The organism is Microbacterium sp. SD291, from assembly GCF_017355365.1.
Lineage (GTDB): Bacteria > Actinomycetota > Actinomycetes > Actinomycetales > Microbacteriaceae > Microbacterium.
Genome location: NZ_JADIJR010000003.1, coordinates 99361 through 122459, shown reverse-complemented (window position 1 = coordinate 122459; position 23099 = coordinate 99361). Strand labels below are relative to the sequence as shown.

At 68.4% G+C, this 23099-nt stretch carries 25 protein-coding genes and 1 other RNA gene; 21 read left to right on the top strand and 5 right to left on the bottom strand.

What is annotated here, in order from left to right; genetic code table 11:
- Positions 1-11 precede the first annotated feature (11 nt).
- Together IPV10_RS03080 and IPV10_RS03075 are read right to left on the bottom strand one after the other, a co-directional pair.
- Positions 12-512, bottom strand: a complete 501-nt coding sequence (locus IPV10_RS03080) for a DUF4395 domain-containing protein (protein ID WP_207480287.1) — start codon at positions 510-512, stop codon at positions 12-14.
- 21 nt (positions 513-533) lie between these two features.
- Complete coding sequence (locus IPV10_RS03075) at positions 534-947, bottom strand: thioredoxin family protein (RefSeq protein WP_207480285.1); 414 nt, start codon at positions 945-947, stop codon at positions 534-536.
- 95 nt (positions 948-1042) lie between these two features.
- On the opposite strand from IPV10_RS03075, the gene IPV10_RS03070 reads away from it, so the two are divergent.
- The 18 genes from IPV10_RS03070 to dapF all read left to right on the top strand — a co-directional run bounded on the left by IPV10_RS03070 (position 1043) and on the right by dapF (position 17602).
- The gene (locus IPV10_RS03070) at positions 1043-1852 is read left to right on the top strand and encodes a thymidylate synthase (protein WP_207480283.1); all 810 of its coding nucleotides are present in this window, start codon (positions 1043-1045) and stop codon (positions 1850-1852) included.
- A complete protein-coding gene (locus tag IPV10_RS03065) occupies positions 1849-2325 on the top strand; it encodes a dihydrofolate reductase (protein WP_207480281.1) in 477 nt (158 codons plus the stop codon). The genes IPV10_RS03070 and IPV10_RS03065 overlap by 4 nt, the downstream gene beginning before the upstream one ends.
- 1 nt (position 2326) lies before the next feature.
- The gene (locus IPV10_RS03060) at positions 2327-3088 is read left to right on the top strand and encodes an SDR family oxidoreductase (RefSeq protein WP_207480279.1); all 762 of its coding nucleotides are present in this window, start codon (positions 2327-2329) and stop codon (positions 3086-3088) included.
- Positions 3089-3171: 83 nt separating this feature from the next.
- The gene (dapA, locus tag IPV10_RS03055) at positions 3172-4149 is read left to right on the top strand and encodes a 4-hydroxy-tetrahydrodipicolinate synthase (protein WP_207480277.1); all 978 of its coding nucleotides are present in this window, start codon (positions 3172-3174) and stop codon (positions 4147-4149) included.
- Between the two features lie 68 nt (positions 4150-4217).
- On the top strand, positions 4218-5894 hold the full coding sequence (locus IPV10_RS03050) for a ribonuclease J (protein ID WP_207480275.1): 1677 nt from the start codon (positions 4218-4220) through the stop codon (positions 5892-5894).
- A gap of 119 nt (positions 5895-6013) precedes the next feature.
- Complete coding sequence (locus tag IPV10_RS03045) at positions 6014-6448, top strand: GNAT family N-acetyltransferase (protein WP_207480273.1); 435 nt, start codon at positions 6014-6016, stop codon at positions 6446-6448.
- A gap of 68 nt (positions 6449-6516) precedes the next feature.
- The gene (locus tag IPV10_RS03040; protein ID WP_207480271.1) at positions 6517-9231 is read left to right on the top strand and encodes a DNA translocase FtsK; all 2715 of its coding nucleotides are present in this window, start codon (positions 6517-6519) and stop codon (positions 9229-9231) included.
- A complete protein-coding gene (pgsA, locus tag IPV10_RS03035; protein WP_207480269.1) occupies positions 9231-9806 on the top strand; it encodes a CDP-diacylglycerol--glycerol-3-phosphate 3-phosphatidyltransferase in 576 nt (191 codons plus the stop codon). Before IPV10_RS03040 ends, pgsA begins: the two co-directional genes overlap by 1 nt.
- Entirely contained in the window at positions 9803-10285 is a 483-nt protein-coding gene (locus tag IPV10_RS03030) for a CinA family protein (RefSeq protein WP_207480267.1), read from the top strand. The genes pgsA and IPV10_RS03030 overlap by 4 nt, the downstream gene beginning before the upstream one ends.
- Positions 10286-10426: 141 nt before the next feature.
- On the top strand, positions 10427-10735 hold the full coding sequence (locus tag IPV10_RS03025; protein WP_207480265.1) for a helix-turn-helix domain-containing protein: 309 nt from the start codon (positions 10427-10429) through the stop codon (positions 10733-10735).
- Between the two features lie 15 nt (positions 10736-10750).
- Positions 10751-10975: a DUF3046 domain-containing protein gene (locus IPV10_RS03020; RefSeq protein ID WP_207480263.1), complete on the top strand. Its 225-nt coding sequence runs from the start codon at positions 10751-10753 to the stop codon at positions 10973-10975.
- 266 nt (positions 10976-11241) lie between these two features.
- Positions 11242-12288 (top strand): recombinase RecA, encoded by a 1047-nt coding sequence (gene recA / locus IPV10_RS03015; RefSeq protein ID WP_207480261.1) that lies wholly within the window; start codon positions 11242-11244, stop codon positions 12286-12288.
- Between the two features lie 60 nt (positions 12289-12348).
- Positions 12349-13110, top strand: coding sequence for a regulatory protein RecX (locus tag IPV10_RS03010; protein ID WP_207480259.1), 762 nt, complete (start codon positions 12349-12351; stop codon positions 13108-13110).
- 49 nt (positions 13111-13159) lie between these two features.
- Positions 13160-14707: a tRNA (N6-isopentenyl adenosine(37)-C2)-methylthiotransferase MiaB gene (gene miaB / locus IPV10_RS03005; protein WP_207480257.1), complete on the top strand. Its 1548-nt coding sequence runs from the start codon at positions 13160-13162 to the stop codon at positions 14705-14707.
- Positions 14704-15642, top strand: coding sequence for a tRNA (adenosine(37)-N6)-dimethylallyltransferase MiaA (gene miaA, locus IPV10_RS03000; protein ID WP_307861040.1), 939 nt, complete (start codon positions 14704-14706; stop codon positions 15640-15642). Before miaB ends, miaA begins: the two co-directional genes overlap by 4 nt.
- 66 nt (positions 15643-15708) lie before the next feature.
- On the top strand, positions 15709-16254 hold the full coding sequence (locus IPV10_RS02995; RefSeq protein WP_207480255.1) for a dihydrofolate reductase family protein: 546 nt from the start codon (positions 15709-15711) through the stop codon (positions 16252-16254).
- A 9-nt stretch (positions 16255-16263) separates the two neighbouring features.
- Complete coding sequence (locus IPV10_RS02990; RefSeq protein WP_207480253.1) at positions 16264-16707, top strand: GNAT family acetyltransferase; 444 nt, start codon at positions 16264-16266, stop codon at positions 16705-16707.
- A gap of 22 nt (positions 16708-16729) precedes the next feature.
- Positions 16730-17602 carry a diaminopimelate epimerase gene (gene dapF / locus IPV10_RS02985; RefSeq protein ID WP_207480250.1) on the top strand — a complete coding sequence of 291 codons (873 nt, stop codon included), beginning with the start codon at positions 16730-16732 and terminating at the stop codon, positions 17600-17602.
- A gap of 8 nt (positions 17603-17610) precedes the next feature.
- On the opposite strand, the gene IPV10_RS02980 is transcribed toward dapF, so the two are convergent.
- Entirely contained in the window at positions 17611-18258 is a 648-nt protein-coding gene (locus tag IPV10_RS02980; RefSeq protein WP_207480248.1) for a class I SAM-dependent methyltransferase, read from the bottom strand.
- 69 nt (positions 18259-18327) lie between these two features.
- Here IPV10_RS02980 and hflX point away from each other — a divergent pair, with 69 nt between their 5' ends.
- Positions 18328-19839, top strand: a complete 1512-nt coding sequence (gene hflX / locus IPV10_RS02975; RefSeq protein WP_207480246.1) for a GTPase HflX — start codon at positions 18328-18330, stop codon at positions 19837-19839.
- A gap of 3 nt (positions 19840-19842) precedes the next feature.
- Here the strand turns inward: hflX and IPV10_RS02970 are convergent, their stop codons facing one another.
- Positions 19843-20502: an SIMPL domain-containing protein gene (locus IPV10_RS02970; RefSeq protein ID WP_207480244.1), complete on the bottom strand. Its 660-nt coding sequence runs from the start codon at positions 20500-20502 to the stop codon at positions 19843-19845.
- A 133-nt stretch (positions 20503-20635) separates the two neighbouring features.
- On the opposite strand from IPV10_RS02970, the gene ssrA reads away from it, so the two are divergent.
- Positions 20636-21005, top strand: a transfer-messenger RNA (tmRNA) gene (ssrA, locus tag IPV10_RS02965).
- A 98-nt stretch (positions 21006-21103) separates the two neighbouring features.
- Here ssrA and IPV10_RS17275 read toward each other — a convergent pair.
- Positions 21104-21844 carry an AraC family transcriptional regulator gene (locus IPV10_RS17275; protein WP_207480242.1) on the bottom strand — a complete coding sequence of 247 codons (741 nt, stop codon included), beginning with the start codon at positions 21842-21844 and terminating at the stop codon, positions 21104-21106.
- A gap of 208 nt (positions 21845-22052) precedes the next feature.
- Here IPV10_RS17275 and IPV10_RS02955 point away from each other — a divergent pair, with 208 nt between their 5' ends.
- On the top strand, positions 22053-23099 hold the full coding sequence (locus tag IPV10_RS02955) for an ABC transporter substrate-binding protein (protein ID WP_207480240.1): 1047 nt from the start codon (positions 22053-22055) through the stop codon (positions 23097-23099).

Sequence of the window (23099 nt, the reverse complement as noted above, 5' to 3'; positions counted from 1 at the left end):
CCGCGGAACCGTCAGGCCGCCGAGGTGTCGCGCCCGACGATCCCCGCTCGCTGCAGCAGCAGGTAGATCTGGCAGCCGAGGCAGAACGCGAATGCGGCGTTCAGGAACGCGGCGATGAAGGCCGCGGCCGTCGCGATCGGCAGCGCCCACGGGACGCCGATCAGGTGCAGGACGATGCCGATTCCGACGACGAGAAGCCCCACACCCTGGGCGAAGCGCGGCGGACGCGGGTCCTCGAGCTCGTCCGGCGGCGTGAGGCGCGGGCGGATCGCGCTGCGGAACAGCGCACCCCACGGTGCGGTCGCGGGGGAGGTCACGCTCCAGAGGAAGAGCGCAGCGATCACGACCGCGAGAAGGAACCCGGGGTCGAGGACTCGCTGCGCGAGGGAAGCGGAGGCCGCATTCGCCGAACTCCCGATCAGCGCGAGGAACGTCGCGAACAGCAGCAGGATCGCGGTGATCGTGGCCGCGAAGCGCGGGCCGCGTGGGTCGATGCCGGCGGGAGGGGTCATCTCTGCTCCAGTCTTCGCGGCTCAGACGGCTGCGAGTGCCTCGGTGAGGGCGTGCCGGTGCGGCACGCCGTGAAAACGTGCGCGCACGGCGCCGGAGCCGTCGACGACGAACGTGGTGGGGGTCGACAGCACCCTGTACCTGGCCGAGAGCTCGGGGCGGTGCGTCAGATCGACCTCGACGTGGGCGAGCCCGTCATGATCGGAGGCGTAGTCGTTCAGCATCCGCCTCACCTGAGGGCAGCGCGCGCACATCTCGGTGCTGAACTGCACGAGGGTCGCCCGCTCTCCGAGCACTGTGGCCGAGGCGTCCGCCGGATCGAACCGGAGGTGACCGCCGCCCCTTCGCCGGCCGTCGAGGAGCCGCAGAACCACGCCGGCCACCACTGCCAGCACCAGGAGCGCTGCGGCGAAGGACAGGGCGAGTACGGGCGACATGGGTCGAGAGTACGTCCGGCGGAGAGATGCCGGGGCCGATGTTTCACATGATGACGAACGGCCGGATGCCGTCGGCGCCGGGTAGTCTGGCAGTCATGAGCGCAGCCGTCCCGACGCCGTATGAAGACCTGCTCCGTGACGTGCTGGAGACCGGCACGCACAAGTCGGATCGCACCGGAACGGGGACGACCAGCGTCTTCGGCCGGCAGATCCGCTTCGATCTTTCCCAGGGCTTCCCGCTGATCACGACGAAGCGCGTGCACTTCAAGTCGATCGCGTACGAGCTGCTCTGGTTCCTCCGCGGCTCCTCCAACGTGCGCTGGCTGCAGGAGAACGGCGTGACCATCTGGGACGAGTGGGCCGATGAGTCCGGCGACCTCGGCCCCGTCTACGGGGTGCAGTGGCGATCCTGGCCGACCCCCGACGGGGAGAGCATCGACCAGTTGTCCGAGGTCATCGAGCAGATCCGGCAGACTCCCGACTCGCGTCGGCTCATCGTGTCCGCCTGGAACCCCGCCGACATCCCCGACATGGCGCTGGCTCCGTGCCACGCGCTCTTCCAGTTCTACGTCGCAGACGGCCGGCTCTCCTGCCAGCTGTACCAGCGCAGCGCCGACCTGTTCCTCGGCGTCCCGTTCAACATCGCGTCCTACGCGCTGCTGACGATGATGATCGCGCAGCAGGTCGGGCTCGAGCCGGGTGACTTCGTCTGGACGGGCGGCGACTGCCACATCTACGACAACCACATCGAGCAGGTGCGCGAGCAGCTGACGCGAGACCCGTTCCCGTACCCGAAGCTGCGCTTCGCCCGCACGCCCGAGTCGATCCTCGACTACCGCTACGACGACTTCATCGTCGAGGACTATCAGCATCACGCCCCGATCCGCGCGGCGGTGGCGGTATGACCTGGGTCGGACTGATCTGGGCCGAGGCGCACGGCGGGGTCATCGGCGCAGAGGGAGGGATGCCGTGGCATGTGCCGGAGGACCTCGCGCACTTCAAGGAGGTCACGATCGGAGCGCCGATCGTGATGGGACGCAAGACCTGGGACTCCCTTCCTGACCGCTTCCGCCCGCTCGCCGGACGCGAGAACATCGTCATCACGCGCCAGCAGGACTGGGCGGCCGACGGTGCGCGGCGTGCCGCGAACGTGGCTGAGGCCGTCCGCGGGCTGGAGAAGGTCTGGATCATCGGCGGCGCGGAGATCTTCCGTCAGGTGATCGGCGAGGCCGACCGGCTCGAGGTCACCGAGCTCGACCTCGACGTCGCGGGCGACGCATACGCGCCGTCCAAGGCAGGATGGCGCCTGGTCGACGAGGGGGAGTGGCAGACCTCCAGAAGCGGCGTCCGCCATCGGTTCCTCGGATACGAGCGCTGAGATGCCGACAGCACTGATCACCGGCGCCAGTGCGGGCCTCGGTGCCGAGTTCGCACGCACGCTCGCGCGGCGCGGTGCCGATCTGGTGCTGGTCGCACGGTCGGCCGAGGCGCTCGAGGAGGTGGCTTCTGGCATCCGCAGCGACCACGGCGTCGCCGTCGAGGTGCTGCCGGCCGATCTCGCGCTCGAGGGCGACGTCGAGCGCGTCGCCGAGCGGCTTCGAGACGCTTCCGACCCGATCGACCTCCTCGTGAACAACGCCGGGTTCGGCCTCCCGCTGCAGTTCGCCGACAACGACATCGCCGAGGAGGCGCGCCATCTTCGCGTCCACGTCGAGGCGCCGATGCGGCTCATGCACGCGGCGCTGCAGACGATGCGCGGTCGCGGAGGGCGGATCATCAACGTCGCCTCCGTCGCCGGCTTCATCTCCCGCTCGACCTACTCGGCATGCAAGGGCTGGGTGATCGGCTTCAGCCGCTGGGCGAACGCCGAGTACTCCCGTGACGGCGTCACCGTGACGGCGCTCTGCCCCGGGTTCACCCACACGACCTTCCACGAGCGCATGGGCCTGGCCCCGGGGCATGAGGGCGTGCCGGGGTTCATGTGGCTGGACGCTGCGGACGTGGTGCGTGCTGGCCTGCGTGATGCCGCACGAGGCAGGGCCGTCTCGATCCCGTCACTGCGCTACAGGCTCCTCGTCGGGCTCTCCGGCATCGTCCCTCCGTCGCTGAGCTCACGCGTCGCACGACGCGGACGGGTCTGAGGCCTGCGCGCCCTCGCCGTCGTGAGTCGTCACAGGCGCCACTGCGTCTGGGTGAGCGGCATCCGAACCGATACGCTGGAGGCATGACGCACTCGGGCAACCCCTTCGGACAGGTTCTCGTCGCGCTCGTCACTCCGATGACGGCCGACGGCGAAGTCGACTGGCCCGCCGTCGAGAAGCACATCGACGACGTCATCACCGCAGGTGCTGACGGCGTCGTCGTGACGGGAACGACCGGCGAGACCTCTACCCTGACGGACCCCGAGAAGCTCAAGCTCGTCGAGGTCGGCAAATCCGTCTCGGCGGGTCGCGCGAAGATCATCACCGGCGGCGGCTCGAATGAGACGGCGCACGCGATCGAGCTCTACAAGGCCAGCGAGAAGGCCGGCGCCGACGGCATCATGATCGTGACGCCGTACTACAACAAGCCGACCCAGGCCGGCATCCTCACGCACTTCCGGCTCGTGGCCGACGCCACCGACCTTCCGGTGATCCTCTACGACATCCCCGGCCGCACCGGCGTGCCGATCATGTACGAGACGATCCTGCGGCTCGCGAAGCACCCGAACATCCTCGCCGTGAAGGACGCCAAGGGCGACTTCTCCGAGGTGAGCCGCGTGCTCAACCAGACCGATCTGATGTACTTCTCCGGTGACGACGCGAACGTGCTCCCGCATCTCGCGATCGGCGCGACCGGTCTCATCGGCGTCACCGCGAACATCACGGCGGCCCCGTACCGCACGATCGTCGACGCCGTGAACCGCGGCGACCTCGCCACCGCGACGGCAGAGCACAAGCGCCTCGAGCCGCTCGTGCGCGCGGCGATGACGCACGTGCCGGGCACAGTGGCGGCGAAGTACATCCTGCACGGACTCGGGCGCATCTCGAGCCCGCGCGTCCGGCTCCCGCTCGTCGGCCCTGAGGAATGGGAGGCCGCGCTCATCGAGGACGAGCTCGCCCTCGTCAAGGACGTTCCCGGTGCCGACTTCTCCAACTTCCGCCCCGACCGCAACGCGGCCGCCGGCGGTGCCCTGCCCAAGGTGCACGGCACGACGCGCTGAGACAGAGGACGCCGACTCGCGTCACCATGAACGAACGGACGCCAGAAGCGTCCGACTGAGGAGACCGCATGTCATTCCCCATCGCAGATCCCGCAGCGCTCGAAGAGGGGACCCTGCGCGTCACGCCGCTCGGCGGCCTCGGCGAGATCGGCCGGAACATGACGATGTTCGAGTTCGCCGGGAAGATCCTGATCGTCGACTGCGGCGTCCTCTTCCCGGAGGAGCACCAGCCCGGCGTCGACCTGATCCTGCCCGACTTCGAGCCGATCAAGAACCGTCTGGACGACATCGTCGGCGTGGTCCTCACACACGGCCACGAGGACCACATCGGCGCAGTGCCATACCTGCTCCGGCTGAAGAGCGACATCCCGCTGATCGGTTCCGGGCTCACGCTCGCGCTCGTCGAGGCGAAGCTCAAGGAGCACCGGATCAAGGCCTTCACGCTCACGGTGAAGGAGGGGCAGCGCGAGCAGGTCGGCCCGTTCGACCTCGAGTTCGTCGCGGTCAACCACTCGATCCCGGACGCCCTCGCCGTCGCGATCCGGACGCCCGCCGGCATGGTGCTCGCCACCGGCGACTTCAAGATGGACCAGTTGCCGCTCGACGGCCGGATCACCGACCTCCGCGCGTTCTCGCGCCTCGGCGAAGAAGGAGTCGACCTCTTCCTGGTCGACTCCACGAACGCCGACGTGCCGGGCTTCACCCCCACCGAGCGGTCGATCGGCCCTGTCCTGGACCAGGTGATCGGGAAGGCACCCCGCCGGGTGATCGTCGCGAGCTTCTCCAGCCACGTGCACCGGGTGCAGCAGGTTCTGGATGCCGCCGCGGCGCACGGCCGCCGCGTGGCCCTCCTCGGTCGCAGCATGCTGCGCAACATGACGATCGCCGAGGACCTCGGCTATCTGAAGGTGCCCGAGGGGCTGCTCATCGACTACAAGAAGGCGCGCGACCTTCCTGACGATCAGATCGTCTACATGTCCACCGGGTCACAGGGCGAGCCGATGGCAGTGCTCAGCCGGATGGCCAACCTCGACCACGCGATCGAGCCAGGTCCCGGCGACACGGTGATCCTGGCGTCCAGCCTCATCCCCGGCAACGAGAACGCGGTCTACCGCGTGATCGACGGTCTCACGAAGCTCGGCGCGAACGTCGTGCACAAGGCGAACGCCAAGGTGCACGTCTCCGGTCACGCCGCGGCAGGCGAGCTGATCTACTGCTACAACATCCTGAAGCCCAAGAACGTGCTCCCCGTGCACGGCGAGTACCGTCACCTGATGGCCAACGCCAGGCTCGCGCAGGACACCGGGATCCCGGCCGAGCGGACGTTCATCGGATCCAACGGCACCGTGATCGACCTCAACGACGGCGAGGCGCGCGTCGTAGGGCAGCTGGACCTCGGCTTCGTGTACGTCGACGGCTCCACCGTCGGCGAGATCACGGATGCCGACCTCAAGGATCGCCGGATCCTGGGCGAGGAGGGGTTCGTCTCGGTGATCGTCGTCGTCGACGCGGGCACCGGCCGGATCATCAGCGGACCGGAGATCCACGCCCGCGGCATCGCCGAGGACGACTCGGTGTTCGACGACGTGGTGCCGAAGATCATCGCGGCTCTCAAGGAGGCCTCGGGCAACGGCGTGCACGACACGCACGCGCTCTCGCAGGTCGTGCGACGCACCATCGGCCGCTGGGTCAACCAGAAGCTGCGCCGTCGTCCGATGATCGTCCCCCTCGTGATCGAGGCGTGACCCCTCGGCTCACAGCCGGGGGACACATCCCCGTAATCGCCGTGCCCTAGGCTCCTCGCATGTCGGAGCCCTTCTAGATCCGTCCTGCGACGCAGGAAGACGGGAGCTTCCTCGGCGAGATGGTGGTCGAGGCGGCCAACTGGCGCGCGGGCTCCGTGCGGGTGCGGCACGAGATCCTCGCCGACGCCGAGCACCGGCGCTACCTCACGGGGTGGATGCGCCCTGCCGATGCCGGCTTCGTCGCGGTGGATGCAGAGGGACTCCCGGTCGGTGCGGCCTGGTACCGGATGCTGCCGCGCAGCGAACCCGGCTTCGGGTTCGTGGGCACGGCGGTGCCTGAGCTGATCATCGGCGTCCAGCCGATCTGGCGCGCCCACGGAGTCGGCCGGACGCTCCTGCGCCGGCTGCTCGTGCACGCGCGCGAACGGGGGCATCCCCGGATCAGCCTGAGTGTGGAGCGGGACAACTTCGCGAGACTCCTGTACCGGTCTGAGGGATTTGCCGTGGTGGAGACCGGGGCCGCGCGCGACACCATGGTCCACAGGCTCTCCTGAGACCGCCGGATCCGCGGAAAGCCGCGTCATTACGCGGCTTCGTCGGCTGTTCGGCGTAACGTGAGGGCATGGCCAGGAGCACCACGAGATCTGCGCGCGCGTCCGAGAGCGCTTCGCCTCGCCCGAAGCGGCAGGCAGCGCCGAAGGCTCAGGCCGCGCCGAAGAAGTACATCGACGAGATCGACAGGCCCCCGGTGGCGGTTCGCGCCTGGGGTGGCCTCGCTCACGGCGTCGGCGGGCTCTTCCGCGCGTTCGGGCCGGAGACCCTCGAGAAGGACGACCGCAGAGACGGCTTCCCGTTCCTGCTCGTGCTGCTGGCCGCCGCCGGCGCGGTGGACGAGTGGTTCTTCATCGGCAACGAGGTCGCGGCGAACATCAGCGCCTACTCGGTCGGGGGACTCGTCGGCCGCGTCGCCTTCGTGATGCCGGTGCTGCTCCTGCTGCTCGCAGGCTGGCTGTTCCGGCATCCGTCCTCCGTGCATGACAACGGGCGGATCGGCATCGGCTTCGGGCTGTTCATCCTCACGCTGGCCGGTTTCTGCCACATCGCAGCCGGGCACGCGGACTCGTCCGGTGACCTGGTGCGAGCGCAGCCGAAGCAGGGCATGCTCGCGCTCAGCGAGGCGGGCGGTCTCTTCGGCTGGATGGTCGGCGAGCCGCTGTCGTACCTGACGCCGGTCGGCGCCTACATCGTGCTGGCGCTGCTCGCGGCGCTCAGCATCCTGATCCTCACGAAGACCCCGCCGAACCGCATCGGGCAGCGACTGGGCGACCTGTACGCGTGGATGTTCGACGCGGAGCGGCCGGAGAAGCCGGCGAAGGATGCCGTCGCCGTCGATGACGCCGACAAGGTCGACGACCCGGACGTGCTGCCCTGGTGGCGTCGCAACAAGACCGGACGCGAAGAGGACCCGGACGAGGGGAACCTCGGCTCCGACGACATCACGGCGCTCCTCACCACGGCCGACGCGACACCCGCCTACGACCAGGCCGTCATCGTCGCCGACCCGTACGACGCCGCGACCGAGGTCCTGTCGGACGTGCGCGCCGTCACGGACGCGCTGGCGGAGCAGCAGAGCACGGCGCTCCTCGACGACGAGTCGGACACCGGCGAGATGCCCGAGCTCCCGGGGCTCGACGGGTTCGGCACCGAGGGGCCGGGGGAGCGGGGGCCGCAGGCGCCCGTCGCGCCGTACCTGCTGCCGCCGACCGACCTGCTCGTCGAGGGCCCGGCGCCGGTGATGCGCTCCGAGGCGACCGACCGGGTGATCGAGCAGATCACCAGCGTGCTGACGCAGTTCAAGGTCGACGCGAAGGTCACCGGCTTCTCGCGGGGCCCGACGGTCACCCAGTACGAGGTCGAGGTCGGCCACGGCGTCAAGGTCGAGAAGATCCTGCAGCTCAGCAACAACTTCGCCTATGCCGTCGCATCGAACGACGTGCGCATCCTCTCGCCGATCCCCGGCAAGAGCGCTATCGGCATCGAGATCCCGAACGCCGACAAGGAGATGGTGGCGCTCGGGGACGTGCTGCGGTCGCAGGCGGCGCAGAAGAGCACCCATCCGATGACCATCGGCGTCGGCAAGGACGTCGGCGGCAACATCGTGATCGCCAACCTCGCCAAGATGCCCCACCTGCTCGTGGCGGGTTCCACCGGCTCGGGCAAGTCCAGCTTCGTGAACTCGATGATCACGAGCCTGCTCATGCGCGCCCGCCCCGCCGATGTGCGGATGGTGCTGATCGACCCGAAGCGCGTGGAGCTCACCAGCTACGCCGGCGTGCCGCACCTGATCACGCCCATCATCACGAACCCGAAGAAGGCGGCCGAGGCGCTGCAGTGGGTCGTGAAGGAGATGGACATGAGGTACGACGACCTCGCGTCGTTCGGCTTCCGGCACATCGACGACTTCAACCGGGCGGTCAGGGCCGGCGAGGTGGACCTTCCGGTGGGCAGCGAGCGCGTGCTCAAGCCGTACCCCTATCTCCTCGTGGTCGTCGACGAGCTCGCCGACCTCATGATGGTCGCCCCGCGCGACGTCGAGGACTCGATCGTGCGCATCACCCAGCTCGCCCGCGCATCCGGCATCCACCTGGTGCTGGCGACGCAGCGTCCGAGCGTCGACGTCGTGACCGGCCTGATCAAGGCGAACGTGCCCTCTCGTCTCGCGTTCGCCGTGACCAGCGTCACCGACAGCCGCGTCATCCTCGACAGCCCTGGCGCCGACAAGCTGATCGGTCAGGGCGACGCCCTGTTCTCGCCGATGGGCTCGTCGAAGCCGTTCCGCCTGCAGGGCGCGTGGGTCGACGAGAAGGAGATCGACGCCGTCGTCAAGCACGTCACCCGCCAGGCGCGACCGGAGTACCGCTCTGACGTGCAGGAGGCCATGGAGCCGGCCAGGAAGAAGGAGGTCGACGAGGACATCGGCGACGACCTCGAGCTCCTGCTTGCGGCGGCGGAGCTGATCGTGTCGTCGCAGTTCGGATCGACCTCGATGCTGCAGCGCAAGCTCCGCGTCGGGTTCGCGAAGGCCGGGCGCCTGATGGATCTGCTCGAGTCGCGTGAGATCGTCGGCCCGTCCGAAGGATCGAAGGCGCGTGACGTGCTCGCCACGCCCGAGCAGCTGCCCCAGGTCATGGCCAAGCTCCGCGGCGACACGCCGAGCACCCCGGCACCCGCGGCGGCTGCTCCGGCGCACGATCCTGTGGAGGCTCAGTTCGAGGGCCTCCCGGAGGTCGAGGCCGAGGGTGACGAAGACGCCTGGGGACTGACGGGGCGCGACTGATGGCCATCCCGCGTCAGCTGCCCAACGCGATCACGGTCGCCCGCATCCCGCTCGCCGTCGTCTTCTTCGTCCTTCTGCTGCTCGGAGGGACCTACGGGGAGGAGAGCGTCGGACTCCGGTGGGCCGCGGCCATCCTCTTCATCGTCGCGATATCGACCGACTGGGTCGACGGCTACCTCGCCCGCAGGTTCGACATCGTCAGCGACTTCGGCAAGCTGTGGGATCCGATCGCCGACAAGCTGCTCACCGGCGCCGGATTCATCGGACTGGCGGTGCTCGGCGAGCTGAACTGGTGGCTCGTCGTGATCGTCCTGGTGCGCGAATGGGGCATCACCGTCCATCGGCTGATGGTCGCGAAGGAGCACGTCGTCGCGGCCGCGTGGATGGGCAAGGTCAAGACCACTGTGCAGGCTGTCGCCCTCTCCTGGGCGCTGCTGCCGCTGTATCTGCTCATCGGGCTCGATCTCTGGGTCCTGGTCACCGGTGTGCTCATGATCGCCGTGCTCGTGCTCACCGTCGCGAGCGGAGTCGACTACATCGTCGCCCAGGTTCGCGGGTCCCGGCAGCGGCCGTGAGCGCGGCAGCCGATCTGCTCGCAGCTCTCGGCGCTCGCGGGTGGACGCTCGGCGTAGCCGAGTCGCTCACCGGAGGTGCGGTCAGCGCCGAGCTGGTGACGGTCTCCGGCGCATCCGCGGTGCTGCTCGGCGGCGTCGTGGCATACGCCACGCCGGTCAAGCACACGCTCCTCGGCGTGGATGCCGGCCTGCTGGAGGCGCACGGGCCGGTGCATCCGCTGGTCGCGCTGCAGATGGCGCACGGGATCAGGGGTGCCGTCGCGGTCGACGGACGCTACGCCGACGTCGGCGTCTCGACGACGGGCATCGCGGGTCCCGACTCGCCGGACGGACAGCCCGTGGGCACCGTGCACATCGGCGCCGTCACACCGGAGAAATCCGTGAGCCGGGCGTTCGCGTTCACGGGGGATCGTGCGCAGATCAGGGCGCAGTCGGTCGACGCGGCCTTCAGGACGCTGCTGGATCTGCTCGGGGAATAGTCAGGCACGGGCCGCCGTTGTCATAAATGTGCTCACAACGAAAGCACAGAGTGAAAAGGTAGATTCTGTGAAGGTCAGAAGGACTAAACTGGCCATCCGATCGGGGGAGACCTCGGGCGGACGACCTGGGAGGAGGTTCCGATGATTCTCGTACGACAGGAAATCGGCGATGTGCTGAGGGACTTCCGTCTGCAGAAGGGCCGTACGCTCCGACAGGTCGCGAGCAGGGCCTCTGTGGCGCTCGGGTACCTCAGTGAGGTCGAGCGCGGTCAGAAGGAGGCATCGAGCGAGATCCTCGCTTCCGTCGCCGACGCACTCGACGTCCCCATCTCGACGATCATGCGCGAGGTCGGCGACCGCATCTCGGTGATCGAGGGCATCCAGGTCTTCCCGGACGTCGTGCCGGACGACCTCGTGGCCTCCATCGAGCCCGAGCTGTCGCTGCGCTGACGCATCCGCTGATCCATGCGACGCAGTGAGTTCTTCCGCGCCGTCGAGACGGAGTTCCCGGGGCGCGGGTCGTCGCTGATCAGCGATCTCGTCCTGACCGAGCTCGGCGGACGCACTGCCACGGAGGCCCTCGACCAGGGTGTCGCGACGCGTGACGTCTGGCTGGCGCTGTGCGTCGAGGCCGATGTCCCGGTGACGCGCAGGCACGGAGCAGGGCGGCTGGAACCGCGCCGGCGCTGAGAGCGGTTCGTTCGAGCGTGTCCGTGTTCCGACACGCCGCCGACGGCGTGTCGTCGAATATGTGTTCGAAGTGGGCGTATTCTTCTGCACAAGTGGTTCGGCGAGCATGTGCTGCACAGTTCCCGGCCCCGAAGACGCAATGTCCGAGGTGCCTCGTACGGTGAAGAACAGGCCGAAAGAGCCATACGCCTTGTCGGAGAGTTCCGCCCAGCCGGGAGGACCGCGACAGCCTACAGGCGGCACCACTCGAGCATAAGGAGCACGTCATGCCATCACCCGCAGACCGCGAGAAGTCCCTCGAGACAGCACTCGCCCAGATCGACCGCCAGTTCGGAAAGGGCTCGGTCATGCGGCTGGGCAGCGACGAGCGCGCACCCGTCGCGGTCATCCCGACCGGCTCCATCGCACTCGACGTCGCACTCGGCGTCGGCGGACTCCCGCGTGGCCGCATCGTGGAGATCTACGGACCCGAGTCGTCCGGCAAGACGACGCTGACGCTGCACGCGATCGCGAATGCGCAGCGTGCCGGCGGCATCGCGGCGTTCATCGACGCGGAGCACGCACTCGACCCTGACTATGCCGCGAAGCTCGGCGTCGACATCGACGCCCTTCTCGTCTCCCAGCCCGACACGGGTGAGCAGGCACTCGAGATCGCCGACATGCTGGTGCGCTCCGGTGCCATCGACCTCATCGTCATCGACTCCGTCGCCGCTCTCGTGCCCCGGGCCGAGATCGAGGGAGAGATGGGCGACTCTCACGTCGGCCTGCAGGCGCGACTGATGTCGCAGGCGCTGCGAAAGCTGACCGGTGGGCTGAACCAGACCAACACCACGATGATCTTCATCAACCAGCTGCGCGAGAAGATCGGCGTGTTCTTCGGCTCTCCCGAGACGACGGCCGGTGGTAAGGCGCTGAAGTTCTACGCGTCGGTGCGCATGGACATCCGGCGCATCGAGACGCTCAAGGACGGCACGGACGCCGTCGGAAACCGCACGCGCGTCAAGGTCGTCAAGAACAAGATGGCTCCGCCGTTCAAACAGGCCGAGTTCGACATCCTGTACGGCATCGGCATCTCTCGCGAGGGCAGCCTGATCGACTTCGGCGTCGATCACGGCATCGTCAAGAAGTCGGGTTCCTGGTACACCTACGACGGCGATCAGCTGGGGCAGGGCAAGGAGAACGCGCGTAACTTCCTCCTCAAGAACCCTGACATCGCGCTGGCGATCGAGACCCAGATCAAGCAGAAGCTCGGCATCGGCGGAGCGGTGGCTGCGGCCCCGGCCGACGAGCTCGCCGAGCGTCGCCCGGCCTGATGTTTCGACGTCGCTCAACAACCGGGGTGTTTCGACGTCGCTCAACAACCGGGGTGAGCTATGCGTGACGGCGGGGGCGAGTCCGAGCGGCTCGCCCCCGTGATCCCGCTGTTCGGCGGCGGCGGTGCGCCGGCGGCCGCCGGGTCCGCGCACGCGAGTCAGCGGCATCCGGCGAACGGCCGCGCCGCCGGGCCGGCTCCGACGCTGAAGGCGCTTCGACCGGACGCCCTGAATCACGAAGCGCCGGCAGATCGCGGTGCACCCGCAGAACATGATGCACCTGAGAAGACTCCCGACGCGACCAGGATCCGTGAGGCAGCGGAGGAGGTGCTGGTGCGGAGACTCCGCACCAGATCGCTCTCGATCGCCGAGGCGCGGACGGTCCTGAAGGGATACGCCCTGCAGGACCAGCGACTCGACGCTGCGCAGGTCGATGACGTCATCGACGACTTCTGCCGTCGCGGCTATCTCGACGACGCGGTCCTGGCGGGTCATCTCGTCACCTCGGGCGTCGAGCGCAAAGGCCAGGGGAGGGTCGCTCTCTCACGCGCACTGGCTCAGCGCGGCATCCCGCGTGACGTGATCGGCGCCGCGCTCGATGAGCTGCCGGACGATGATGCGGATCGCGCGCTGTCGTTCGCCCGCACCAAAGCCGGGTCGCTTGTGCGCCTCGACGGCGACACGGCGCTCCGACGGCTCGTCGGACAGCTGGCGAGGCGCGGCTACAACGGCGCCGTGGCGATGACCGCGGCGAAGACGGCACTGGCAGAGGCTGGTTCCGGCCGGCCGTCGCTCGGCGTGCGCTTCGTCGACTCGGACTGAGCCGTTCTGCCCGAGCAGCTGCTCGCCGCGCTCGTACAATGGGAGCATCATGACTATCCCGCGCAGTGAACCGACGATCATCAGCACCTCGTCGGCGGCAGTCGACGTCGACGGGCGCCGGCGATCCTACGAAGTGCGCACCTTCGGGTGCCAGATGAACGTGCACGACTCCGAACGCCTCTCCGGGTCCCTGGAGAGCGCCGGCTACGTCCGGGCCGAAGACGGCGACGAGCCCGACGTCGTGATCATCAACACCTGCGCGGTGCGCGACAACGCGGCGGGCAAGCTGTACGGCACGCTCGGGCAGCTGGCGTCCGTGAAGCGCCGCAAGGACGGCATGCAGATCGCGGTCGGCGGCTGCCTCGCCCAGATGGACAAGCAGGCGGTGCTCGACAAGGCGCCGTGGGTCGACGTCGTCTTCGGCACCCACAACATGGGCTCGCTCCCCGGTCTCCTCGAGCGCGCACGCCACAACGGCGAGGCCGAGCTCGAGATCCTCGAGTCCCTCGAGGTCTTCCCATCGACGCTGCCAACCAAGCGGGACTCCGCGCACAGCGGCTGGGTCTCGATCTCGGTCGGCTGCAACAACACCTGCACGTTCTGCATCGTCCCGAGCCTGCGCGGCAAGGAGAAGGACCGTCGCCCCGGTGACATCCTGAACGAGATCCGCCTGCTCGTGGAGGACGGCGCGATCGAGGTCACTCTTCTCGGGCAGAACGTGAACTCGTACGGAGTGGAGTTCGGCGACCGGCATGCCTTCGGCAAGCTCCTGCGCGCAGCCGGCGAGATCGAGGGACTCGAGCGCATCCGCTTCACCAGCCCGCACCCCGCCGCGTTCACGGACGACGTGATCGACGCGATGGCGGAGACTCCGAGCGTGATGCCGCAGCTGCACATGCCGCTGCAGTCGGGAAGCGACCGCATCCTCAAGGCCATGCGCCGTTCCTACCGGAGCGAGAGGTTCCTCGGCATCCTTGAGCGCGTGCGCGACCGCATGCCGCACGCCGCGATCACGACCGACATCATCGTCGGATTCCCCGGCGAGACCGACGAGGACTTCGAGGACACGATGCGTGTCGTCGAACAGGCCCGGTTCTCCAGTGCATTCACCTTCCAGTACTCGATCCGCGAGGGCACCCCGGCCGCCACGATGGACGGCCAAGTTCCCAAGGAGGTCGTCCAGGAGCGGTACAACCGCCTGATCGCCCTGCAGGAGCGGATCTCGCTCGAGGAGAACCGGAAGCAGGTCGGCCGCGAGGTCGAGGTGCTCGTCTCCACCGGCGAGGGCAAGAAGGATGCCGAGACGCACCGCCTCACGGGGCGCGGCGAAGACAACCGGCTGGTGCATTTCGAGGTCACTCCGGGCTCGGACCTCCCGCGTCCGGGTGACGTGGTGACGGTGACGATCACGCACGCGGCGCCGTTCCACCTGCTCGCCGACGATCCGACAGGTCAGCCGCTGCGGATCCGGCGCACGCGCGGCGGGGACGCCTGGGATCGTGCACAGGCCGAGTCGTGCGCGGTGCCGGCAGCGTCCACCGACGGCGGCCCGCGGGCGGTCTCGCTGGGGCTGCCGACCCGGCGCGTCGGCGTGTGACGGACCCGTCTGCGCGCGGCATCGCCGGCAGGCCTCGTCTGTGGGCTGTCGTCGGCGCCACCGGAACGGGCAAGAGCGATCTCGCTCTCGACCTCGCCGAGGGGCTGCGGTCGCGAGGGAACCCGGCTGAGATCGTCAATGCCGACGCGATGCAGCTGTATCGCGGCATGGACATCGGGACGGCCAAGCTCGCCCCCGCTGAACGGCGTGGGGTGCCGCACCATCTCCTCGACGTCCTCGAGGTCGAGGAGGAGGCGGCCGTCGCCTGGTATCAGCCCCTCGCTCGTGAGGCCATCGTCGGCGTCCAGAGCCGCGGCGGGGATGCGATCCTCGTGGGCGGCTCCGGCCTCTACATCTCCAGCGTCCTCTTCGACTTCAACTTCCCCCCGCGAGACCCCGTGATCCGCGACCGTCTCGAGCGGGAGCTCGAGACCGTGGGCGTGGAGAGCATGCTCGAGCGGCTTCGCACCCTGGATGCCGTGACTGCAGAGCGTGTGGACCCGCACAACGGCCGGCGGGTGATCCGTGCCCTCGAAGTCCTCGAGCAGGGCAGCGCCACCCACGGCGCGGCGCTGCCCGCGCAGCCGACCCTGTGGCAGCCGGATGCACGCGTGATCGGGCTGCACGTCGATCGCGGCGAGCTCGTGCAGCGCCTCGACGCGAGGGTCGACCGCATGTGGGAGAACGGGCTGGTCGACGAGGTCCGCGGGCTCCGCGATCAGGGCCTCGAACGGGGCGTGACCGCATCGAGGGCGATCGGCTACGCGCAGGCGCTGGGGCAGCTCGACGGACGTCTCACACAGTCGGAGGCGATCGCGCAGACGCAGGCTCTGACGCGGCGCTATGCGCGACGCCAGGTGTCCTGGTTCAAGCGATACCCCAGGCTGACCTGGCACGAGCCGCCCGTCGATGCCACTGCGCTTCTCGCCCGCTGAAACGTGGCGCTGAATCGCACCGCCGAGCGGATGCGGATGGTCCGTGGTCGGTGCGAGAGTGGGCGCATGGCGACTCACTTCTACACAGCAAGCAGCCTCGACGGGTTCATCGCCACCGCGGAGCACTCTCTGGACTGGCTGCTCAAGCAGGACATCGACGAAGACGGGCCGATGGCCTATCCCGCCTTCGAGAAGACCATCGGAGCGCTCGCGATGGGGGCATCGACCTACGAGTGGGTCATGCGCCATGAGGAAGGACGCTGGGGGTACACGCAGCCGACATGGGTGTTCGCGCATCGCCCCCTCACGGTCCCCGAAGGGGCCGACATCCGCGTCGCGCATGGCGACGTCGCCGAGGTGCACTCCGCGATGATCGAGGCGGCGGACGGCAAAGACCTGTGGGTGGTCGGCGGGGGCGACCTCGCCGGGCAGTTCGCTGACGCCGGCCTGCTCGATGAGGTGTGGGTGCAGTACGCACCGGTCACTCTCGGCTCGGGTGCGCCGCTGCTGCCGCGTGCCCTCGACCTGGAGCTCATCGACGTCGCGCGCAACCGCAGCTTCATGTGCGGGCGGTACCGGGTGCTTCGCGGTCCGGGTGTCGAGAGATCGTAGACTCGGGACGTGAGTTGGACGGTCAGGGCATTCGAGCGGGCGGACACCGACTCCGTCGTGGCGCTCTGGGAAGAAGCGGGTCTCACTCGACCCTGGAACAACCCCCGGCTCGACATCGAACGAAAGCTCGCCGTTCAGCCCGAGCTGTTCCTCGTCGCCGAGGACGGCACGTCCGCTCCCGGCGTGCCGGCGATCGTCGGCTCGGTCATGGCCGGCTACGACGGTCATCGAGGATGGCTGTACTACCTTGCGAGTGCTGCGACCCATCGGCGCAGAGGCGTCGCGCGGAGCCTGGTCGGCGAAGCCGAGAGACTCCTGCTCGAGATGGGCTGTCCGAAGGTGCAGCTCATGGTCCGCGAGGGCAACGACGGCGTTCTCGGCTTCTACGACGGCCTCGGCTACGAGCGATTCACTGTGTCGAACACCGGCAAGCGCCTCGTAGTCGACGCATAGCCGGTGTCCCTAGACTGGGCGCATGGTCGCATTCACCAAGGGGCACGGTACCGGCAACGACTTCGTCATCATCGCCGATCCTGACGGTGAGCTCGAACTCAGCACCGAGCAGGTGGCCGCGCTGTGCGACCGCCACTTCGGGATCGGCGCCGACGGCGTACTGCGCGTCGTTCGCTCTGCCGCCATCGCCGACGGGGCCGCCGCTCTGGCCGAGGAGCCGGATGCCGAGTGGTTCATGGACTATCGCAACGCCGACGGGTCGATCGCGGAGATGTGCGGCAACGGCATCCGCGTCTTCGCGCACTATCTGGTGCGCGCAGGCCTTGCCACGATCGAACCGGGATCGACTCTCCCCATCGGGACGAGGGCGGGCGTGCGCGACGTCACCCGCAGCGAGACCGGCTATCAGGTCGACCTCGGCCGCTGGAAGCTCTCTGGCGACGATCCGCTGGTGAAGGCCGACGGGCTTCCGGTGACACGACCGGGTCTCGGCATCGATGTCGGGAACCCGCATGTCGTCGTCGCGCTCGCGTCGGACGCCGAGCTCGCATCGCTCGAGCTGCACCGGCGGCCTGAGCTCGACCCGCCGCTGCCGGCAGGAGCGAACGTGGAGTTCGTCGTCCCGGAGGAGCCGCTGATCCGCGACGGCATCGGTCATGTGAGGATGCGCGTGTCGGAGCGGGGCGTCGGCGAGACGCTCAGCTGCGGCACCGGAGTCGCGGCGACGGCCCTCGCGGTGCGCTACTGGGCGGGGGAGAAGGCGCCGAGCAACTGGCGGGTAGAGGTCCCGGGCGGAGTTCTCGGAGTGCGCATGTTCCCCGCTGAGGACGGCGAGCACGTCGCGCTGTCGGGCCCCGCGCAGCTCGTCTTCACCGGCGAGGTCGACCTCGCCTGACGCGGCGGCTACGGCGTCGCGACGGTGATCGGCTCCGTCGGCGGAGTGCCGTGCCTGCGCACCTTGAGCACGCGGTAGCCCTTGCCCGTCGCGGTGCGGAAGACGCTGTAGCCGGGGTGGAAGGTCGAGCCGATCCATCGCTGCAGGGAGTCCGCACCGAGGTTGCGCTGGACCACGAGCCAGGCGTCGCTGCGCTCGTCGAGCCGCGGGATCCACTTCTCCAGGAGGCCGTGCAGCTCGTTCTTGCCGACGCGGATCGGCGGGTTGGAGCGGATCGTGCGGAACGTCACGTCGTCGGGAACATCGTCGGGCAGCGACGCGTTGACATTGGCGAGTCCGAGCGCCGCGGCGTTCCGGCGCACCAGGTCGAGGGCGCGTTCGTTCACGTCGACGGCCCAGACCGTCGCATGCGGCGCGCTCATCGCCATCGACAGCGTGAGGGGACCCCACCCGCTGCCGAGGTCGAGAAGGTCGCCCCCCGGCGGTACGGGGGGCATGTTGGCGAGAAGCACTGCTGTGCCGGCGTCCAGCCGATCCGGGCTGAAGACGCCACCTGCAGTGGTGACATCCAGCTCACGGCCTGCGAGCGACACATGGATCGTACGCAGATTCTCGGGGCTTGCCGGGGCCGCAGTGAAGTAGTGGTCGGACCCCATACCGTGAGCGTACCGGACAGCGCGGGCTAAGGTTAAGGCTCGCAACAAAACCCCAGAGATCAGGGACGGATGACGGAGACCAGCACACACTCCAGCGACGACGGATCGGTCGATCGCGTTCTCGCGAACGCCGAGAAGCGCACCGAGGCGCGCGTGTTCGGTGCAGCACAGGCGCTGCAGCACGAATCGACGGCGGCGCACTCGTCGTCCGACGGCGACCAGTGGGATCTTGAGGACCGGCACGCCCTTCGGCGCGTCGGCGGACTGTCGACCGAGCTCCAGGACGTCACAGAGGTCGAGTACCGGCAGCTGCGCCTCGAGAACGTCGTTCTCGTCGGCGTCTACCCCCAGGGCGCGCAGGAGGATGCCGAGAACTCGCTGCGTGAGCTCGCGGCCCTCGCTGAGACCGCCGGCGCCGTCGTGCTCGACGGCGTCCTGCAGCGCCGCCCGCATCCGGATGCCGCCACGTACATCGGTCGCGGCAAGGCGCAGGAGCTGAAGGACATCGTCGCGGCGACCGGCGCCGACACGGTGATCGCCGACACGGAGCTCGCCCCGAGTCAGCGGCGCGCCCTGGAGGACGTCGTCAAGGTGAAGGTGATCGACCGCACCACGGTGATCCTCGACATCTTCAGTCAGCACGCGAAGAGCCGCGAGGGCAAGGCGCAGGTCGAGCTCGCGCAGCTCGAGTACCTCCTTCCGCGACTCCGCGGCTGGGGTGACTCCATGAGCCGGCAGGCCGGTGGCCAGGTCGGCGCCGGCGGCGCGGGAATGGGATCCCGTGGTCCCGGTGAGACGAAGATCGAGCTCGATCGACGGCGCATCCGCACCAAGATGGCGCTGCTGCGCCGTCAGATCCGTGACTTCGCGCCGGCGCGGGAGGCCAAGCGCGCCGAGCGCAAGCGCAACACGATCCCCTCCGTCGCGATCGCCGGGTACACCAACGCGGGCAAGTCGAGTCTGCTGAACGCGCTCACCAGCGCCGGCGTCCTCGTCGAGAACGCACTGTTCGCCACGCTGGATGCCACGGTGCGTCGCTCGGAGACTTCAGACGGCCGCGTGTACACGCTCACCGACACCGTCGGGTTCGTCCGCAATCTCCCGCACCAGCTTGTGGAGGCCTTCCGGTCGACCCTGGAGGAGGTCGGCGACGCCGACGTCGTCCTCCATGTCGTCGACGCCTCGCACCCGGACCCCGCAGGCCAGCTGCAGACCGTGCGAGACGTGATGGGCGACGTCGGCGTGCGAGACATGCCCGAGATCGTCGTGTTCAACAAGGCCGATCTGATCCACGAGGATGAGCGGCTCGTGCTGCGAGGTCTCGAGCCGAAGGCGCACTTCGTCTCGTCCCGCTCCGGCGAGGGCATCGAGGAGCTGCGCGCGGCGATCGAGGAGGCGCTGCCGAAGCCTGCCGTCGAGGTGCACGCCGTGGTCCCTTACGATCGCGGCGACCTGATCGCGGCGATCCACGAGACGGGGATGCTGCTGGCGGTGGAGCATCGTGAGGACGGCACGGCCGTGCACGCACGCGTCTCCGAGCGGCTCGCCGCGGATCTCGCGCCCTTCGCCAGCGGGGACTGATCCTCAGCGGGCGAGGAAGCGCGCCTCGACGGTGGCGGAGATGACGATCTCCTCCGGCTCGTACTCCATCGCAGGTGCGGAGTCGGCGGCGAACGCGGCGGCGCCGCGCATCTTGCCCGCGAACGCCGGGGGCGCGGTGGGGGCGATGAGCCCGACGTCGGCGATCTCGACCGGGACGACTTCGCCTCGTCCGAGCGCCGTCGCGTAGGCCTGCGCCCTGGCCACGGCCACGCCGACGGCCTCGGCCGCCACCTCGCGTTCGACGCGGGCGTTCGTCTCCGGCGTGAGATGCCAGTTCACCCAGCCCACCTCCACGCCGTCCCAGGGGGAGACGTCAGAGACCCAGATCGAGAGCTCTGACGCCTCCGCGAAGGTCGCGGTGAAGTCGACGTTCGCGTAGTACACCGGGGCGAGGCGCTTGCCCTCGCCGTTCCAGGGACGCTCCGCCCGCACCGAGAGGCGCTTGCTGGTCCAGTCGACGACGGTGCCGGCATCCTTTCGCTCGGTGATGCTCGTCCGCACCGGTTCTGCGAGGCTCATCACGCGAGCGACGACGGACGAGCGCTCCGGCCCCTCTGCACGCACGGCGACGCTGACGGTGGCGCGCTCCGGCGCGATCCGCGCCTCGTGCTCGCCGCGGACTGTCACGGTGACTTCGCTCATGGCCCGACTCTACGCGAGGCGTCGTGGAATAGCGTGAGGGTCGCAGCCGTTATAGACTGTGACGCTCGGGTGCCATGGCATCCGGACTGAAAATTCCACAGTGCGACAGCGGCTCCTTCGAGAGAAGGACCACGGGGCTGATCGGTTTCGACAGCGCCTGTGAATCCACGAGAAGCGGGCCGAGGATGCAGGGTTATCTCGTGAACGCTCCCTGCAAAACTATAAGTGCCGAAACCAAGCGCACTGACTTCGCCCTCGCTGCATAAGCGAGCCCGATAGTCCGTCAGGCCGTATGTGATTCCGATACGGATCCTGGCGTCATCTAGGAATCTTGCTGCGTGATGGCGTCTGGACGTCACGTGGGACTCTTCCCAGGCTGGGCTTGTCGACTTAGGTGTCTGTGACAAAGGTCGGAGCCGAGTAGAACGTCTGCACAGACTGCGCCCGGAGAAGGCGTGGAGACTCAGCGTTGGACGGGGGTTCGATTCCCCCCAGCTCCACCAGGTCGCTGTCGCAAGGAATGAAGGGGCCTCTCTTCTCGGCGGAAGCCGGGAGAGGGGCCTTTTCGCGTGTCACCGCAGTGCGGCCGGCCTCGCCGGCGTCAGGGCCGCCGGCGCCGGGCGCGGGCGTGCGCAGGAAGAGCCTTCTTCGCGCGCGCGTACGACGCGGGCGTGGCGCCGAACACCTGGCGGAACGCCTTGATGAACCCTGTCGAGGTGGCGTAGCCCGTGCGCTCGGAGGTCTCCTGCACCGAATGGCCCTCAGCCAGCAGTCGTTCTGCCGCGTAGATGCGGGCTCGGGTGCGCCACTGGCTGAAGGTGAGTCCCGTGTCCGCGAGGAACGCGCGATGGAGCGTCTTCGTGCTCACGCCGAGCTGCTGCGCCCAGTCGTCCAGACCCCGCTCCTCGGCGGGATCCAGGAGGATGGCGTCTGCCACGGCCCTGGCACGCGGGTCGTGCGGGACGGCGAGGGCGTCGTAGCTCTCATCTGTGACGGCCAGGATCGCCATCAGCAGAGCGATCGAGGCGTCCACACGGGCACCGTCGATCTTCGAAGTGCACAGGCTCCGCACGATCGCCCCGGCGACGGGGTCGACCGGCAGCGCCAGCGGACGGTTCCACCGGCTCTGCGGCAGGCGGATGCTCGGATCGAGGTACAGGCTGAACATCTCCTCAGCCCCCGACATCTGCATGTCGTGCTCAGCGAGGGCGGGGATCCACGCGAACTGGTCTCCCTGCAGACGCCAGTGCGAGTCGGCCACCCTGATCCTGGCACCTCCTGGGATCCATGCGAGCTGGTCCCGCTCGTGCGAGTGCGCCTCGAAGAACTGATCCGGTGACACCGGTTCGCGATAGGCTGCGAAATTCTTCGATGTCGTCCCAGGCACAGCGTCTCGCTTCTTTCGGCAGATCGGGTTGGAAGAATCTCACTGAACGGACAGGATGCTGTCGAATGACGACGATGATGGTCCACTCAGGATGATAGCGGATTAGGTTAGCCTTCACTATGTTGGAGCTTCGTCCGAACAGTCATCCCACCCGAGGAGTCCCATGACCCGCCCGTCACGGCGTGCCCCGCGCACATCCGCCGCGCTCATCGCGCTGGCACTCTCCGTCGCGTCTCTTGCGGCCTGCTCGACGGCAGCTCCGTCGGCGGAGGGCGGCACGACCGCGGACGCCTCGGGCTCGTACCCGGTGACGATCGAGCACGTCTACGGAGACACGACGATCGAGGAGAAACCGGAGCGCATCGTCACCCTCGGCTGGTATTCGCAGGACGTCGTCGCTGCCCTCGGCGAGGTTCCGGTCGGCGTGGAGGACTTCACCTGGGGGAACGTCGACACCTACCTGCCCTGGTTCAAGGACAGGGTCGAGGAACTCGACGGCGAACTGCCCGAGATCATCGAGTTCACGGATGCGGGCGAGTACGACTTCGAGCAGATCCTGGCGCTGGCGCCCGACGTGATCCTCGCGAACCACTCCGGCATCACGGAGAACGACTACAAGCGGCTGACAGAGATCGCACCGACCATCGGGTACGCGGAGTCGAAATGGGCTTCTGATCGTGAGGACCTGACTCTCGCGATCGGGACGGTGCTCGACAAGGAGGACGAGGCCGAGGCCCTCCTCGAGGAGGCGGATGCCGCGGTCGAGGCGGCCGCCGATGCGCACCCCGAGTTCGAGGACGTCGTCTTCTCCTACGGGTGGTTCCTCGGCCAGGGGGAGACCTCCCTCGGTCTCTATCTTCCGCGCGACCCGCGCGTTCCGCTCATCGAAGAACTCGGCTTCACAGTGTCACCCGACATCGCGGCGCTGGAGTCGACGACCGACGAGTTCTTCGCGAGCGTCAGTCTCGAGGAGCTCGGCGACATCGAATCGCAGTTCCACATCGGATGGGTCAACTCCGCTGAGGACGTCGCGAACACCGTCGACGATCCCCTCGTCGCCCGCTGGACGCCGATCGCCGGAAGCTCGTACTACTTCGTGGACGACCAGCGTCTCGCCTGGGCGACGACGGCACCCAGCGTGCTGAGCATCCCGTCGACCATCGACGACCTCGCCGATGCGCTCTCCGGCGCTCTCGCGTCGGCGAACTGA